This is a genomic window from Youngiibacter fragilis 232.1 (assembly GCF_000495435.3).
GTDB lineage: Bacteria > Bacillota > Clostridia > Clostridiales > Clostridiaceae > Youngiibacter > Youngiibacter fragilis.
The window spans coordinates 1-14,477 of the sequence record NZ_AXUN02000054.1 but is presented as its reverse complement, the minus strand read 5'-3'; the positions used below and the strand labels follow the sequence as shown (position 1 = coordinate 14,477).

Here is a 14,477-nt window from a genome sequence, read left to right as displayed (position 1 = left end):
AGAACTAGAAATCTTTAACAGGTGACGAATGAAATATATAAACTGCCCTAATTGATATACCAATTGGGCAGTTTGTATTTCTCAGTCTACTTACTGGAGGTTCTTGAATATTGCTGAAATTCCTTGACCTCCACCAATGCACATGGTGATAAGTCCAGTCTTAGCTCCAGAACGCTTCATCTCATAAAGCATCTTAACAGGAAGGATGCAACCTGTAGCCCCAACAGGGTGGCCCATGGCGATGGCACCTCCGTTTACGTTAACCTTGTCAGGATCTAGGCCTAAGTCTCTGATTACTGCAACACTCTGTGAAGCAAAAGCTTCATTAAGTTCAATAATGTCAAGATCATCTACAGTCATGTTGAGTTTTTTGAGAAGCTTCTTTGTAGAGAGAGCAGGAGCAAATCCCATAAGTTCAGGCTCATTTCCAGCTACTGCGTAGGCTACTATCTCCATAAGTGGTGTACACCCAAGTTCGATTGCTTTTTCCTCAGTCATCATAACAAGGGCAGCAGCGCCATCATTTATCCCTGAAGCGTTAGCTGCAGTAACAGTCCCATCTTTCTTAAATGCTGGCTTCAATCTGGACAGGCTCTCGATGGTTGTACCTCTTCTAAAATGTTCATCTGTATCTACTATTATATTGCTCTTTTTACCAACAATTTCTACAGGAATAATTTCATCTTTGAATTTTCCTGCATCGACTGCAGCTATCATTCTACGCTGACTTTCAACAGCAAATTCGTCTTGGTCCTGTCGAGTGATACCAAATTTCTCGGCTACAGCTTCTGCGGTTGTACCGTTATGATAAGGACCTAACGGCCAAGTAAGAAGATCGATGAGACCATCCTCGAGCTTTTGATGTCCCATGGGCAATCCGTTCCTGGCACCTTTGACATAATATGGGGCTTGTGACATATTCTCTGTTCCACAAGCTACAACAACCTCGGCATTCCCGGTGAGGATTTCGAGCATACCATCTACCATTGCCTGGAGTCCACTGCCACATTGGCGATTTACACTATATGCTGTTACTTCTTTAGGTAAATCGGCTTTAAGCATAACAGCTCTAGCTATGAATCCACTCTCAGCAATCTGACCAACATTTCCAACAATAACTTCATCAACTTTATCAGGTGCGATTCCTGCTCTTTTAACTGCCTCTTTTACAACAATCGCTCCTAAATCAATCTGGTTAACGGAACTAAGTCCACCCATAAATTTACCAACTGGAGTACGAACACCGCTTACTATAACAATCTTTTTTTCCATGTTTTTGCCTCCCTTGTTTATTAAAGAATCATTCCGCCACTTACTTCGATTACTTGACCATTGATATATGATGCTTCATCTGAAGCAAGGAATGCAATTAGGTTTCCTACATCTTCTGGAGAGCCAGCTCTTCCTGCAGGAATCTTGCTAACCATGATATCCCAGACCTTCTCTGGCACGGAGCGTGTCATGTCTGTTTCAATAAATCCAGGACAGATTGCGTTACAGGTAATACCTTTCTTTGCCAATTCCCTTGTTGCAGTCTTTGTAAGACCGACTACACCAGCTTTTGATGCCGCATAATTAGCCTGACCAACATTCCCAAGCCAGCTCATCGAGGCAATGTTGATGATTCTTCCACTTTCCTGTTCACGCATACGCTTAGCTGCTTCTCTTGTCATATAAAATGTTCCTGTTAGGTTAACGCCAATAACGGTATCCCATTGTTCATCAGTCATTTTATGAAGCATTGTATCGCGATTTATACCTGCATTATTAACAACAATATCAATTCTTCCAAATGAATTTATAGCTGTTTCAAAAACTGCATTAACATCTTCAAGTTTTGCTATGTTTCCAGTAAAAGCTACAGCCTCTCCACCAGCTTCTTTAATTTCCTTAACACATTCATCTGCGTTATCTGAAATAACATCACTTACAATTACTTTAGCACCCTCTTTTGCCATTTTTAGGGCAATTCCCTTACCGAGGCCTCTTCCCGCTCCTGTTACTATTGCAACCTTTCCTTCTAATCTCATGTCCATTCTCCTTTTCATTTTTATCAGTTGAAATGTTATTGATTTTATGTTTTTTTTCGTGTAACTATTAGGGGATAACTAATATTTAGCTTAAAATTAAGTCCTTTAATCCAAACATACCTTCACTAAATAATTGGGGATTCATAAACTTTAAGTCTTTGCTAATAATAGGTCTAAAGTCCATAAGACCTAAGACATCTCGCTCTAAGTCCATCCCAGGAGCGATTTCAGTAAGTAAAACGCCCTCTGGAATGAGCTTAAACACAGCACGTTCTGTTACTATGACCACATCTTGATTTTTTTCTCGTGATATTTTGCCGTTAAATGATATTTGTCCCACTCTTGAGACCATCTTTTTGATTTTGCCTTCCTTAATAATCTTCAACTTACCTTCCGAAAAATCATAGATTGCTCCACTTGCGGTAAAAGTTCCACAAAAAACAACTTTCTTTGCATTTTGTGTGATATCAATAAATCCACCTGACCCTGTGCATCTCGAGCCCATTTTTGTAGCATTGACATTACCTTCTGCGTCAAGTTCACCCATTCCCATGAAAGTAATATCAACACCAGCACCGTTATAGTAATCCATTTGTTCATGATGACCAATCATAGCTAGTAAATTTTGACCGATACCAAAGTCAACTCCGCCAGCTTGAATTCCACCATATATTCCAGATTCAACAGTGATCATGATATTGTCATCCAGAGCTTCTTCTTGACAGATCTTACCAACACAGTCATTCGGAATACCTGTACCTAAGTTAATAACCGCTCCATCATGTATTTCAAGACAAGCTCTACGTCCTATGAATTTTCTTTCATCTAGAAGAAGTGGTTCAATTCTACTCTTAGGAACTCGTGAGTGGCCGCTATATGAGGAGTCATAGTACCAAGATGATGTTTGACGATGGTCAATCATGGGGTTTTCACATACCACAACAGCGTCAATGAATACACCTGGAACAGTTATATTTTTTGGATGAAGCGATCCTGTCTCAGCAATTGACTTGACTTGAGCGATAACCTTTCCACCGTATCTTTTAGTAGCGAGAACTGCAGGTAAAACTTCAAGTTTCATTGCTTCTTCATCTGTTGAAAGATTACCCATTTCATCGCATGTAGTGCCCCTTATTATGCAAACATCGATTGGGATTTCATTAAAGAATAGGTACTCTTGCCCCTTAAATTCCATTACATCTACGATATCTTTTAATGCCTTTGTCCGCTCATTCATTTTTCCTCCCTCTATGCGAGGATCTATGAATGTACCCAATCCAACTTTTGACATTTTGCCTGGCAAGCCACAGGCCATGCTACGATATAGTTGGGCAATTTGGCCCTGTGGAAGACAATAGGCTTCTACTTTATTATTTGATATCATTTCCATCCAACGTGGTTGCAATCCCCAATGAGCTCCAATTATTCGCGTGACAAGACCTTCATGAGCAAAATGCTGTATGCCATCCTTGCGATCACTCTGTCCACTAGCGTGTAACAGAGTTAAATTATTTGGATAACCACTTTCAAGGAAACTTTTCTCGATTGCTTTCAGAATTGCTTCACTCGAACTTACGAGAGTCATGCCTACTGTACAAACAGTATCACCGTTTTTAATCAGTTCCACAGAATCAGCTGCACTGATTATGTTAGCTTTTAACATTAAAATCCTCCGCCCTTCTAATAATAGTGTCTATTCGTTGATACTGAATAAAAGAATTCAGTTAAGATCTAAAATGCGAGAAACAATTTCCTTGAGAAAAAAATATCGAACTTATTAAGAGAAACCGGTTTCCGCAAAAATCAATTTAAGTGTAAGAGTATTTTTGAATCATGTCAAGTATATTTGTAACTGTTTTCACAATAACAAATTAAATGGTATTATAAATTAATAAATTCATAATATTGATAAAAATACACAAATGTTATTGAAACTAATAAAAAATGAATGTTATAATTGGCGCATGGTTAGAAACGTTTACGAAACAATAAGTGTGAAAAATGGAAACGTGTGCGAAACTGTTTGCGTAATCTTAAAGCATTTATTGATCTAAGATCGATGAAATCGTTAACGTTCTGATCAGATAACTAATATATATATTAAATATATTGGTAAAAGGGAGGGGTACATGAAGAAGGTAGGAGTAATTGGCGGAGGAGTAATGGGATCTGGTATTACAGAAGTAATTTCTAAGGCTGGAATCGATGTAGTAAATGTTGATATTTATCCAAGTGGTTTGGAAAATTCAAAAAAGCGAATAACTAAAGATATGGCTTACTTGGTAAAAAAGGGAGCATTAACAAGAGAAGAAGCTGATTTGGTTTTGAGGAAAATCACTTATAGTACTTCTTATGAGTCTATAAAAGATTGTGATTTCGTAATTGAGGCAGTGCCTGAAAAAATTGAGTTGAAGAAAGAACTTTTTTCAAAGCTAGATGAAATAGTGACTAAAGAAGCCATTCTGGCTTCAAATGCTTCGGCATTAAAAATAACTGAAATCGCAGGTGGTACAAAGACTCCTGAAAGGTGTATTGGAATGCATTTTTTCCATCCTGCTCCAGTGATGAAACTGGTGGAAATAATGATGGGAAAAGAAACAAGTCAAGAAACATTTCGGAAATCCTTAGAGTTTGCAAGCAGAATTGGAAAGATTGCTGTGCCTGCACCCGAAAGTCCCGGATTCATTGTTAATAGAATATTGGTACCGATGATTAACGAGGCTGCTTTTCTTGTAATGGAAGGTTGCAATCCAAAAGACGTTGATGATGCTATGAAGCTTGGTGCAAATCATCCAATGGGTCCTCTTGAACTATGTGACTATACCGGAGTAGATATCACATACGGAACTATGAAAGCACTATATGATGGATTCAAAGATGAAAAGTATAAGCCATGCCCACTGTTAATTGAGATGATAGAAATGGGTAAATGTGGACGCAAAACTGGACAAGGATTTTATAAGTACTAAATATTATTTATTATAGGGGGAGAAAATGAAAAAGATACTTTCAATTATTCTATCAGCAACATTAAGTCTTGGAATTATGGCAGGTTGCGTAGGTGAGACTGCAGCTCCAATAGCACAGCCAACAGGGACACCTTCTACAAGTGGAGATAAAGTAGATACCGTATATATTGGTATGGCTAATCCACTTACAGGGGCTAATGCTGATGCTGGGACTCAGGACCTTTATGCAGCACAACTTGCAGTTAAACACATAAATGCCAAAGGTGGAATTAAATCACTCGGTGGGGCGAAAGTAGAACTTGTAGTAATAGATACAACCTCTGACTCAACTCAGATTGCTCAAATTGTTGAGCGTGAAATTTCTGGAAATAAACTTTCAGGAATAGTAGGAACTGGATTCTCAGGTTTGACTTTACCAATGCTTCCAATTATCGAAAAGTATGGAATACCTACTGTAACAAACTCAATTAATGATAAAATAACGACTTCAGACTATGACTTTATATTCCAGGCTGTGCCTAAGGGTAGCTCATTTGGACAGACTCAGGTAGATTATATTAAATATCTAATTGATGAAAAGGGTATTGATATAAAGAAGGTTGCAATTGTATACGAAAACTCATCATACGGACAATCAGCAGCAGAGGGCTCTCTCAAAATTGCTGAAGGTGCAGGGCTTGAAGTTGTACTAAATGCACCATTCACGCCTAATTTCTCGGACGCTTCTTCTCTTGTAACTGCAATGAAGGAGTCTGGTGCGGATGTAATACTTCCAGTAGCATATTCGCAGGATGCAAAGCTTATCGTAAATACAATGAAGTCAATGAATTACGATCCGCTGGTTGTTGCAGGTGGTGCTGGATTCTTGTGGCCACAGCTAGGTAAGGAGCTTGGTGAGGCTTCTGATGGTCTTACATCTGTTGCTTCATGGAATTGGGATTCAGCAAACATTTCGAATGATCCTGAGTTGCTCGCAATCACTAAGGAGTTTGAAGAGACATATGGTTACTATATGACAGAACATGCTGGCCCATCATATGCTGCAACATGGATTATAAAAGAAGGTATCGAAAAAGCTGCAAGTGCAGATCCTTCAGCAGTAAGAGATGCGATAGCTGGTTCCTCATATGATTCAGGTGAAATTACTATGATACAGCCAGGAAAAGTTTCATGGAATGCTGGTGGATGGAATGAAAATGTTAAGGCAGTAATGATTCAGTGGCAGGGAGGATATCCTCGTACGATATTCCCAAGAGAATTTTCTGTAACTGAAATCATGATTCCTGGTGTTGATTACTAGACTTGATCGCATAGTTTGAGTGTGATGGGGAGTAAATCTCCCCATTGCCAATTTCATGGAGGTGAAAATTTGAGTTTATTTGGACAGACATTGATTAATGGAATTTTAATTGGCGGCATTTATGCGCTAATCGCCGTGGGACAAACTATGATATTTGGTGTTATGAAGATTATTAACTTTGCGCAAGGTGAATTTCTCATGTTAGGCCTATATATCACGTGGATGTTCGCTGAAGCTATTGGTACAAATAATCCTTATTTGTTGATTGTACCTATTGCGACGATAATGTTTTTATTCGGTATCCTTGTTTATAGGGTCGTAGTTCATCCTGTAATTGGGCAGGGGAATACATCTTATATCCTTCTGACTGTTGGTCTATCTTATTTCTTACAAAATGTGGCACAAATGATTTGGTCTGCTAATCCAGTAGGAATAAATTCTCCTATAAAAACGTCATCCATACCTTTAGGCGTGGCAACAATTGCGGTACCAAGACTCATAGCATTTAGTATAGGTATCGTGTTTGTAGTATTAGTAAGTGCTTTCTTGAATAAGACAGATACAGGCAGAGCGATGAGAGCAACTAGTGAAAATATGTCCGTTGCTAAAATGCTTGGAATAGATACTACAAAGATGTTCATGATTGCATTTGGTCTAGGTACAATGTTTGCAGCAGTGGCTGGTGTCATTATTTCTCCAATATATTATGCTTATCCTCGTGTAGGCACAGTATTTGCTACAACAATCTATGCGTGTGTAGTAATTGGAGGACTTGGGAATATAAAAGGTGCATTTGTTGGTGCAATAATAATTGGTTTGATTGAAGCTTTCACTGGTTCTTATATTTCATTAAACCTTGCTCCGACTTTTGTATTCCTTTCATTAATGATATTTATGATATTTAAACCTCAGGGACTCTTCGGCGGAGGAGGAAGGACAATATGATGAACGTAAGTAAAGCACTTAAAAATAATATTGTAGCAGTCATCCTCTTCATTCTCTTTTTCACTGTTCCACTTTTCTTAAAGAATAACTACTTACTATCAATATTGGTACAAATATTTTTGTTTGCAGCACTTGGTTCTGCATGGAACATCATCGGGGGCTTTGCTAGACAAATCTCATGGGCACATGCAAGTTTCTTCCTAGTTGGAGCATATACTGGAATGTTGATGTTTCAGTACTTGAAAATATCTCCTTGGATTAGCGTCTTTGTTGGGGTTGTTCTATCTATTATTTTTGCTATTTTCATTGGTGCTCCATCATTCAGACTCAGAGGAACATACTTCTCATTAGCTACTATCGCTGTAGGTCAAATGATTAGAGAGCTTGTAGTTTATTTTGCCGGTTTTACAGGAGGAAATAATGGTATTGTTATTTCTTCAAAATACAAAGGATTTGCAGTAATGAGATGGAACCAGGAAACTCCGTATTACTATATTTTCTTGATTCTACTGATTTTAATTCTGGGGGTTGTGTACGTCGTAGATAGAGGAAGACTAGGGTACTACCTCAAGGCTATTAGAGAGGATCAGGATGCTGCAGAATCACTTGGAATTAGAAGCTCAAAAGTTAAGATGAATGCCCTTATTATATCAGCGGCTTGTACTTCAGTCTTAGGAACTTTCTACGCGTTTAAGATGTCATATGTTGATCCTACAATGGTTGGTTCGTTCGATCTGGCAGTTAAGATAGGAGTTATTGCTATAGTTGGGGGTATTGGAACCTTTTGGGGACCTCTATTAGGCGCCATTGTAATTATTCCATTAATGGAAGCGTGTAACGCATTTTTACCTGCTACATGGAGTGGCGCGAGCTTGGCTCTTTATGGTTTAATATTAATGCTTATCGTAATATTTAAACCAGAAGGATTCTGGTCAATTGTTACAGACGTCAAAGCTAACTTTACAAAGAAAAAAGCCCTAACCCAGCTGAAGGGGGATTCATAATATGGAAAAAATACTTGAAATTAGAAACCTTGATAAATCCTTCGGCGGTGTACACGCAATAAATCATCTAAGTTTCGATGTGTATAAAGGCGAAATACTTGGATTAATTGGTCCAAATGGTTCTGGGAAATCGACTAGTGTTAACCTTATTTCAGGAGTATATCTTCCGGATGAAGGAGAAATCATTTATAAAGGCGAGAATATTATTGGGAAATCAATACCTGATAGAGCTTATCTTGGAATCGGCCGTACTTTTCAGTCTCCACGTCCTTTCGAAGGGCTAACAGTAAGAGATTCCATATATACTGTAGCATTACTTCACCATAGGAAAAAAGCTGATGCTAAAACTAAGACAGAAGAAATACTAGAGATGTCCGACTTGATGCCAATAGCAAATGAACTGTGTGCAAAGCTTCCTATTGAAAAACGTAAGTGGCTTGATATGGCTCGAGTTTTGGCAATGGATCCCTCGATAATTATGCTAGATGAATGTTTAGCTGGACTTAATCCCCAGGAAATGGAAATGAGTACAGATTTTGTTCAGAAAATAAACCAGATGGGAATCACAATAATATTTATAGAACATGTAATGGCTGCAGTTACAAAAATATGTCATAGAGTTGTTGTTCTAAACGAGGGTGGACTACTTTGTGATGGTGATCCTAATGTTGTTATGAAAATGCCAGAAGTAATTGAGGCATATTTGGGAGGTGGATACAAGAATGCTATTGAAAATTGATAATCTTAGTTGTGGTTATGGCGATTTGAAAGTTTTATTCAATGTATCCATGGATGTTGAAAAAGGTGAGTGTGTAGCATTAGTTGGTTCGAATGGAGCAGGAAAGACTACTCTATTGAGGGTAATATCGGGTACAACTCCTGTAACAAGTGGGAATGTGTATTGGGAGGGTAATGATATTACAGGCGTTCCTGCCCATAAGAGACCTGAGTTTGGGATTGCCCATATCCCTCAAGGACGTGGAATTCTTACAACAATGAGTATTCATGACAATCTGATGTTAGGAGCATACTGCAAGAGATCTCGTTCGAAGAGAGCAGATTTATATGCGAATGTATTGGATATGTTTCCAATTTTGAAGCAAAGGTTAACTCACCAGGCTGGAACTCTATCTGGAGGACAGCAACAGATGCTAGCAATTGGAAGAGCACTGATGCTTGAACCTACCTTACTAGTGTTAGATGAACCATCGCTTGGTCTAGCTCCAATAGTAGTTGACGAAGTTTTCAGAACAATTGATAGGGTAAAAGAGAACGGGACTTCGATACTTCTTATTGAGCAGAACCTTGTGCAAGCGCTGGCTGTAGCAGATAGAGGATATGTTATTGAAACGGGTCACATAAATATTAAGGGATCCTCAAAAGAACTATTACGTAACGATGATGTTAGGAAAGCTTATTTAGGTATTTAACTAATATACTTCTTGATGATATATATGATGTGCTACTTCACCTGAGACTTAATGAGCTTGGTATTGAAGTAGCGATGAAGGTTCCTTTGCATCAAATCTGCGTTATTAGAAATAATTTTGAACAGGAAGAGTAAGAACCAAGTAGTTGCAAAACTTGTAAGGTTTTTGTTCTTCCTGTTTTATTTTCATGTCTGTTACTAATAGAGCTAAATTTTTATGCCTAGGTGTAAATATATAACTTCGCGAAATGACTAATTTCACGAATATTTAAAATGGGGTGATACACTAATTATTAGTCACTATTATTTGTGCGAGCATATGTATCAAAATCTGCGTTATTATACATATTAGTACTCAAATATTGATACAATGAAAGCTCCTGATTTCAGGGGCTTTTGTTGTATTTTCGTTTTGATCTGGTTCTAGATATTACATCATTTGATGGTTGGAGGAGCGAAACCTTTGAATGGATATTAGTATAAGATGGTATGTTTTATGTTTTTTAGTTATATGATAAAATGAATTGTTAAGAAGCCGGAAGGAGTCGAGATCTGGTTTTCAATATTGGTATTGATTAGACCCCAAAAAAAATGATGTAATGCTTGACTAAGCTTGCATGAACTCCTGTAAGGAAGCCTTGATGGATTTAGGTATAATGATAGTCTAATTCATAGATTGTGCAAATTTAAAACACGTTATTATACCCTAGTTACACCTCTAGAGTATTGAACAGATAAGTGGTTATCTCAGGCAAGATTTAGCTTATTATTCTTATTTTGTTTAATGCTGGATAGTCTTCTTGAAAAATTGCACTTAAAACATAAGAGAGGATTTCATATTTGTATCGATTGATAATGTTTCGTCAGATAGAATTATGTATGGAGTGATTATGAAAGTTAGACTTGGGTTTATAAGTTATGGTGGCTTGACAGATATTATTAGGAAAATCGAAGGTAAGTACAAAGGGATTGCTGAGTTCTATATAACGCATACCCCAATCGAAAACGTTGTTGACATTACACGAAAATTCCAGAAAGAAAATAAACTGGATATAGTCTTGTCGGCGGGAGCTAACGGTTTCGAAATTAAGAAAGCAGGAATCAAACCGTATGTAGACATCTCACCAACCATTACTGATTTCTTATTTTCTGTAAAAAGGGCAAAATTGATTGGTGGCGATATAGCAATTGTAAGTTATCATTCAAGAATGCCATATTTGGAAGAATTGAAGTCTTTGATCAATGTAACTATTCATGAGAGAACGTATTCTGATTTCCTGGAGCTCGAAGATATTGTAAGAGAGCTGGTAGATGAAGGTATAACGAATGTGATCGGAAGTAGTCTTGTACGCGAAAAAGGAGATCAGTACGGACTGAACACATATTTAGTATATTCAGAGTCCAGTGTAGAAGAAGCAATTGATGAAGCGATTAGTATTGCATTAGCCCTAAGAGAGAAGGATCGTCAAAATGAAAGATTAAAAGCAATGATGAACTTCACATATGAGGGTATTATTGCTACTGATAAAAATGGTGTAATCGAAATATTTAATAAAAGCGCCGAAAGGATTTCAGGCATTTATTCTAATCAGGCGATTGGTAATCGTATTAGTGACATAATTCCAAATACTAGACTTGAAGAAGTAATTGCGTCTGATAGGGAGGAGCTAAATCAAACTCAGCTTATTGGCGAATACGAAATTCTGACAAATAGGGTCCCGATAAAAATCAAGGATGATGTTGTTGGGGCTATTGCAACATTCCAGACGGTGAATACAATCCAAGAGGCTGAAGAGAAGCTAAGACGCAGACTAAATAAGAAAGGGTTCACAGCGGACACCAAATTTGAGGATATGATTGGCAAAAGCCAGATATTTAAGCATACTGTTGAGAAAGCAAAACTCTATGCTCGGACAAATTCAACAATACTATTGTACGGAGAAAGTGGTACTGGAAAAGAGTTGTTTGCACAAAGCATACACAATTATAGCTTAAGAGCTAACAGACCGTTTGTAGCAATCAACTGTGGAGCTTTGCCTGAAAATATACTTGAAAGTGAATTGTTCGGTTATGAAGAAGGTGCATTTACCGGATCAAAAAAAGGCGGTAAGCAAGGAGTTTTTGAATTAGCTCATAATGGAACCATCTTTTTGGATGAAATCGGTGAATTATCGATGTCAATGCAAACACGACTTTTAAGAGTATTGGAAAATCGGGAGGTAATGCGACTTGGCGGTGAAAGCATTATTTCTGTTGATGTTAGAATTATTACTGCTACAAACAAGAAGCTTAGGGATTTAGTACGAGAAGGTAAATTTCGTCATGATTTATATTTTAGAATTTGCGTATTGGAACTTTTTATTCCATCCTTAACCGAAAGAAAAGATGATATTCCGATACTCATTGAATCCTTTCTCAAGGAGAATAATATCAGAATTAATCAAAAAAAGCTGGATGAGATAAGAAATCATGAAGCATTCACCGAAAGAATATGGGAGGGAAACATCCGAGAATTGAAGAATGTAATTGAACGATTTTCGGTGCTCTTTAATAATAGTATAAGTCTTGATAACCTAATCATTGATATACTTTATAGTAGATATGACGTACATAGCGACAATGAACAAAATGCAGTTTACAAGGTAATACAAGAGTGCGGGGGCAACAAGAGCGAAGCAGCTAAGAAACTTGGTATAAGCAGAACAACATTATGGAGATTGCTAAATGGCCAAAAGTAAGTGAAACACTTGAAACAGCAGTTGGAACACTGTTTCAAGACTGGAGCGAAAACGCCTTCGCTACAATGCTAATAAATATCGAATTAGTAAAAATGACTATTGAAAAATAAGAAAATAACAAGTTGATATTTGAAAAGAGAGCGGAAAGCTCTTTTTTTGTTTTGGCATGATTTATGCTTATAAAGAGTTAACCGGTTACAAATATTGAAGGAGGAGACTGATGAATATTACTGAAAAGGTCCTAGCGGCGCATTGCGGCAAAGAAAGAGTAGTTCCAGGCGAAATGATTGTTGCTAAGCTTGATGGTGTTCTGGCAAATGATGTTACATGTCCTATTGCACTGAGAGAAATGAAAGAAATGGGATATGAGACAGTATTTGATGTAAACAAAACATATTTTGTAATGGATCATTTTACCCCTAATGCAAATGTGAAGGCAGCTGAACAGAGCAAATACGTGAGGGACTTTGCAAAGCAAGAGAATATGCCATTTTTCTTCGATGTAGGTACTATGGGAATTGAACATGCGCTGTTACCTGAAAAAGGTTTAGTTCTACCAGGAGAAGTAATTGTTGGTGGTGACTCTCACACATGCACCTACGGTGCACTTGGAGCATTCTCAACAGGGATGGGTAGTACTGATATTGCTGCTGCTTTAGCAACTGGTGAGTTATGGTTTAAAGTACCTGAGACAATTAAGTTCATATATTCCGGGAAACTTCCTGAATATATCACAGGTAAGGATCTTATACTCCATACAATAGGTAAGATTGGTGTGGATGGTGCTTTGTATAAGGCTATGGAATTCACAGGTGAAGCGATAAATGAGCTGTCGATGGACGGGCGCTTCACAATGTGTAACATGGCAATTGAAGCAGGTGCAAAGAATGGAATTATAGCACCTGATGATAAGACAATTAAATATGTTGAGGAACATAATCATTCTTTGAAGGAATTCAATGTCTATTACAGTGATGATGATGCGACATACTCTCAGATAATTGAGATCGATGTATCGGCTTTGGAACCTGTTGTAGCTTGTCCTCATCTCCCTGAGAATACGAAATTTGTCAGCGAAATTTGTGAAAAGTATGTAGATCAAGTGGTAATAGGCTCATGTACAAATGGAAGAATTGAGGACTTAAGAGCAGCTGCATCAGTATTAAAAGGGAAAAAAATACACAAGAATGTAAGGACTATAATTATACCTGCAACTCAATCAATCTACACACAGGCAATCAAAGAAGGATTAGTCGATATTTTCATTGAGGCAGGAGCAGCTGTATCTACACCTACATGTGGGCCATGTTTCGGTGGACATATGGGAATATTAGCAAAAGGAGAGGTTGCTGTATCCACCACAAATAGAAATTTTGTCGGAAGAATGGGACATCCAGAATCTGAAGTATATTTATCAAGTCCATATGTTGCAGCTGCCACAGCTGTAATGGGCAAAATATCACATCCACTGGAGGTGAAATAATGGGCAAAGCATTTAAGTTTGGAGATAATATTGATACAGACGCGATTGTTCCTGGAAAGTATCTTTCGATTTCTGACCCGGATGAATTAGGAAAAGTGTGTATGGACGGTATAAAAACAGGATTCGCAACCCAAATAGAACATGGAGATGTTTTTGTTGCAGGTAAGAATTTTGGGTCGGGCAGTTCACGAGAGCATGCACCAATCAGTATAAAGGCTTCAGGGGTCCAATGCGTCATAGCAGAAACATTTGCGAGAATATTCTATAGAAATGCTATAAACATAGGTTTACCAGTTCTTGAATCACCTGAAGCAAGCAGAAGTATCAGTGAAAATGATATAGTATCAGTAGATTTCATTAAAGGTTCAATTACAAATGAGACTAAGAATGAAATCTACACTTTTGTACCTTACGATAAGAACATACTTGAGATAATTAATGTGGGTGGATATAAACAGTATATTAAGAACAAAAAAGCTGAAGGAGAAAAAAAGTGAATATAAGCGTAATTATTTTATTAGCAATCGTTCTTGCAATAGGATTAGGATTTGCCTTTAAAATGTAAGCGTAAATTCTAGT

At 37.6% G+C, this 14,477-nt stretch carries 13 protein-coding genes; 10 read left to right on the top strand and 3 right to left on the bottom strand.

Features of this window, described 5'->3' with window-relative positions; genetic code table 11:
• Nucleotides 1–90 precede the first annotated feature (90 nt).
• The 3 genes from T472_RS03730 to T472_RS03720 form a co-directional block, all read right to left on the bottom strand.
• Nucleotides 91–1,272, bottom strand: coding sequence for a thiolase family protein (locus T472_RS03730; protein WP_023384403.1), 1,182 nt, complete (start codon nt 1,270–1,272; stop codon nt 91–93).
• Nucleotides 1,273–1,292: 20 nt separating this feature from the next.
• Nucleotides 1,293–2,030, bottom strand: a complete 738-nt coding sequence (gene fabG / locus T472_RS03725; RefSeq protein WP_023384400.1) for a 3-oxoacyl-ACP reductase FabG — start codon at nt 2,028–2,030, stop codon at nt 1,293–1,295.
• An 85-nt stretch (nt 2,031–2,115) separates the two neighbouring features.
• Entirely contained in the window at nt 2,116–3,693 is a 1,578-nt protein-coding gene (locus tag T472_RS03720) for an acyl CoA:acetate/3-ketoacid CoA transferase (protein WP_023384396.1), read from the bottom strand.
• 466 nt (nt 3,694–4,159) lie between these two features.
• Here T472_RS03720 and T472_RS03715 point away from each other — a divergent pair, with 466 nt between their 5' ends.
• The 10 genes from T472_RS03715 (at nt 4,160) to T472_RS03675 (ending at nt 14,395) form a co-directional block, all read left to right on the top strand.
• On the top strand, nt 4,160–4,999 hold the full coding sequence (locus T472_RS03715) for a 3-hydroxyacyl-CoA dehydrogenase family protein (protein WP_023384392.1): 840 nt from the start codon (nt 4,160–4,162) through the stop codon (nt 4,997–4,999).
• Between the two features lie 25 nt (nt 5,000–5,024).
• Nucleotides 5,025–6,299 carry an ABC transporter substrate-binding protein gene (locus T472_RS03710; protein WP_023384389.1) on the top strand — a complete coding sequence of 425 codons (1,275 nt, stop codon included), beginning with the start codon at nt 5,025–5,027 and terminating at the stop codon, nt 6,297–6,299.
• Between the two features lie 69 nt (nt 6,300–6,368).
• Nucleotides 6,369–7,244 carry a branched-chain amino acid ABC transporter permease gene (locus T472_RS03705; protein WP_023384387.1) on the top strand — a complete coding sequence of 292 codons (876 nt, stop codon included), beginning with the start codon at nt 6,369–6,371 and terminating at the stop codon, nt 7,242–7,244.
• A complete protein-coding gene (locus T472_RS03700) occupies nt 7,241–8,248 on the top strand; it encodes a branched-chain amino acid ABC transporter permease (protein WP_023384385.1) in 1,008 nt (335 codons plus the stop codon). The genes T472_RS03705 and T472_RS03700 overlap by 4 nt, the downstream gene beginning before the upstream one ends.
• A 1-nt stretch (nt 8,249) precedes the next feature.
• The gene (locus tag T472_RS03695) at nt 8,250–8,987 is read left to right on the top strand and encodes an ABC transporter ATP-binding protein (RefSeq protein ID WP_023384382.1); all 738 of its coding nucleotides are present in this window, start codon (nt 8,250–8,252) and stop codon (nt 8,985–8,987) included.
• Nucleotides 8,971–9,678, top strand: coding sequence for an ABC transporter ATP-binding protein (locus tag T472_RS03690; RefSeq protein WP_023384380.1), 708 nt, complete (start codon nt 8,971–8,973; stop codon nt 9,676–9,678). Before T472_RS03695 ends, T472_RS03690 begins: the two co-directional genes overlap by 17 nt.
• An 889-nt stretch (nt 9,679–10,567) precedes the next feature.
• Nucleotides 10,568–12,415: a sigma 54-interacting transcriptional regulator gene (locus T472_RS03685; RefSeq protein WP_023387240.1), complete on the top strand. Its 1,848-nt coding sequence runs from the start codon at nt 10,568–10,570 to the stop codon at nt 12,413–12,415.
• Complete coding sequence (locus T472_RS19700) at nt 12,388–12,525, top strand: hypothetical protein (protein ID WP_023863330.1); 138 nt, start codon at nt 12,388–12,390, stop codon at nt 12,523–12,525. Before T472_RS03685 ends, T472_RS19700 begins: the two co-directional genes overlap by 28 nt.
• 110 nt (nt 12,526–12,635) lie before the next feature.
• Nucleotides 12,636–13,898: a 3-isopropylmalate dehydratase large subunit gene (leuC, locus tag T472_RS03680; RefSeq protein WP_023387239.1), complete on the top strand. Its 1,263-nt coding sequence runs from the start codon at nt 12,636–12,638 to the stop codon at nt 13,896–13,898.
• Nucleotides 13,898–14,395: a 3-isopropylmalate dehydratase small subunit gene (locus T472_RS03675; RefSeq protein WP_023387238.1), complete on the top strand. Its 498-nt coding sequence runs from the start codon at nt 13,898–13,900 to the stop codon at nt 14,393–14,395. The genes leuC and T472_RS03675 overlap by 1 nt, the downstream gene beginning before the upstream one ends.
• Nucleotides 14,396–14,477 lie beyond the last annotated feature (82 nt).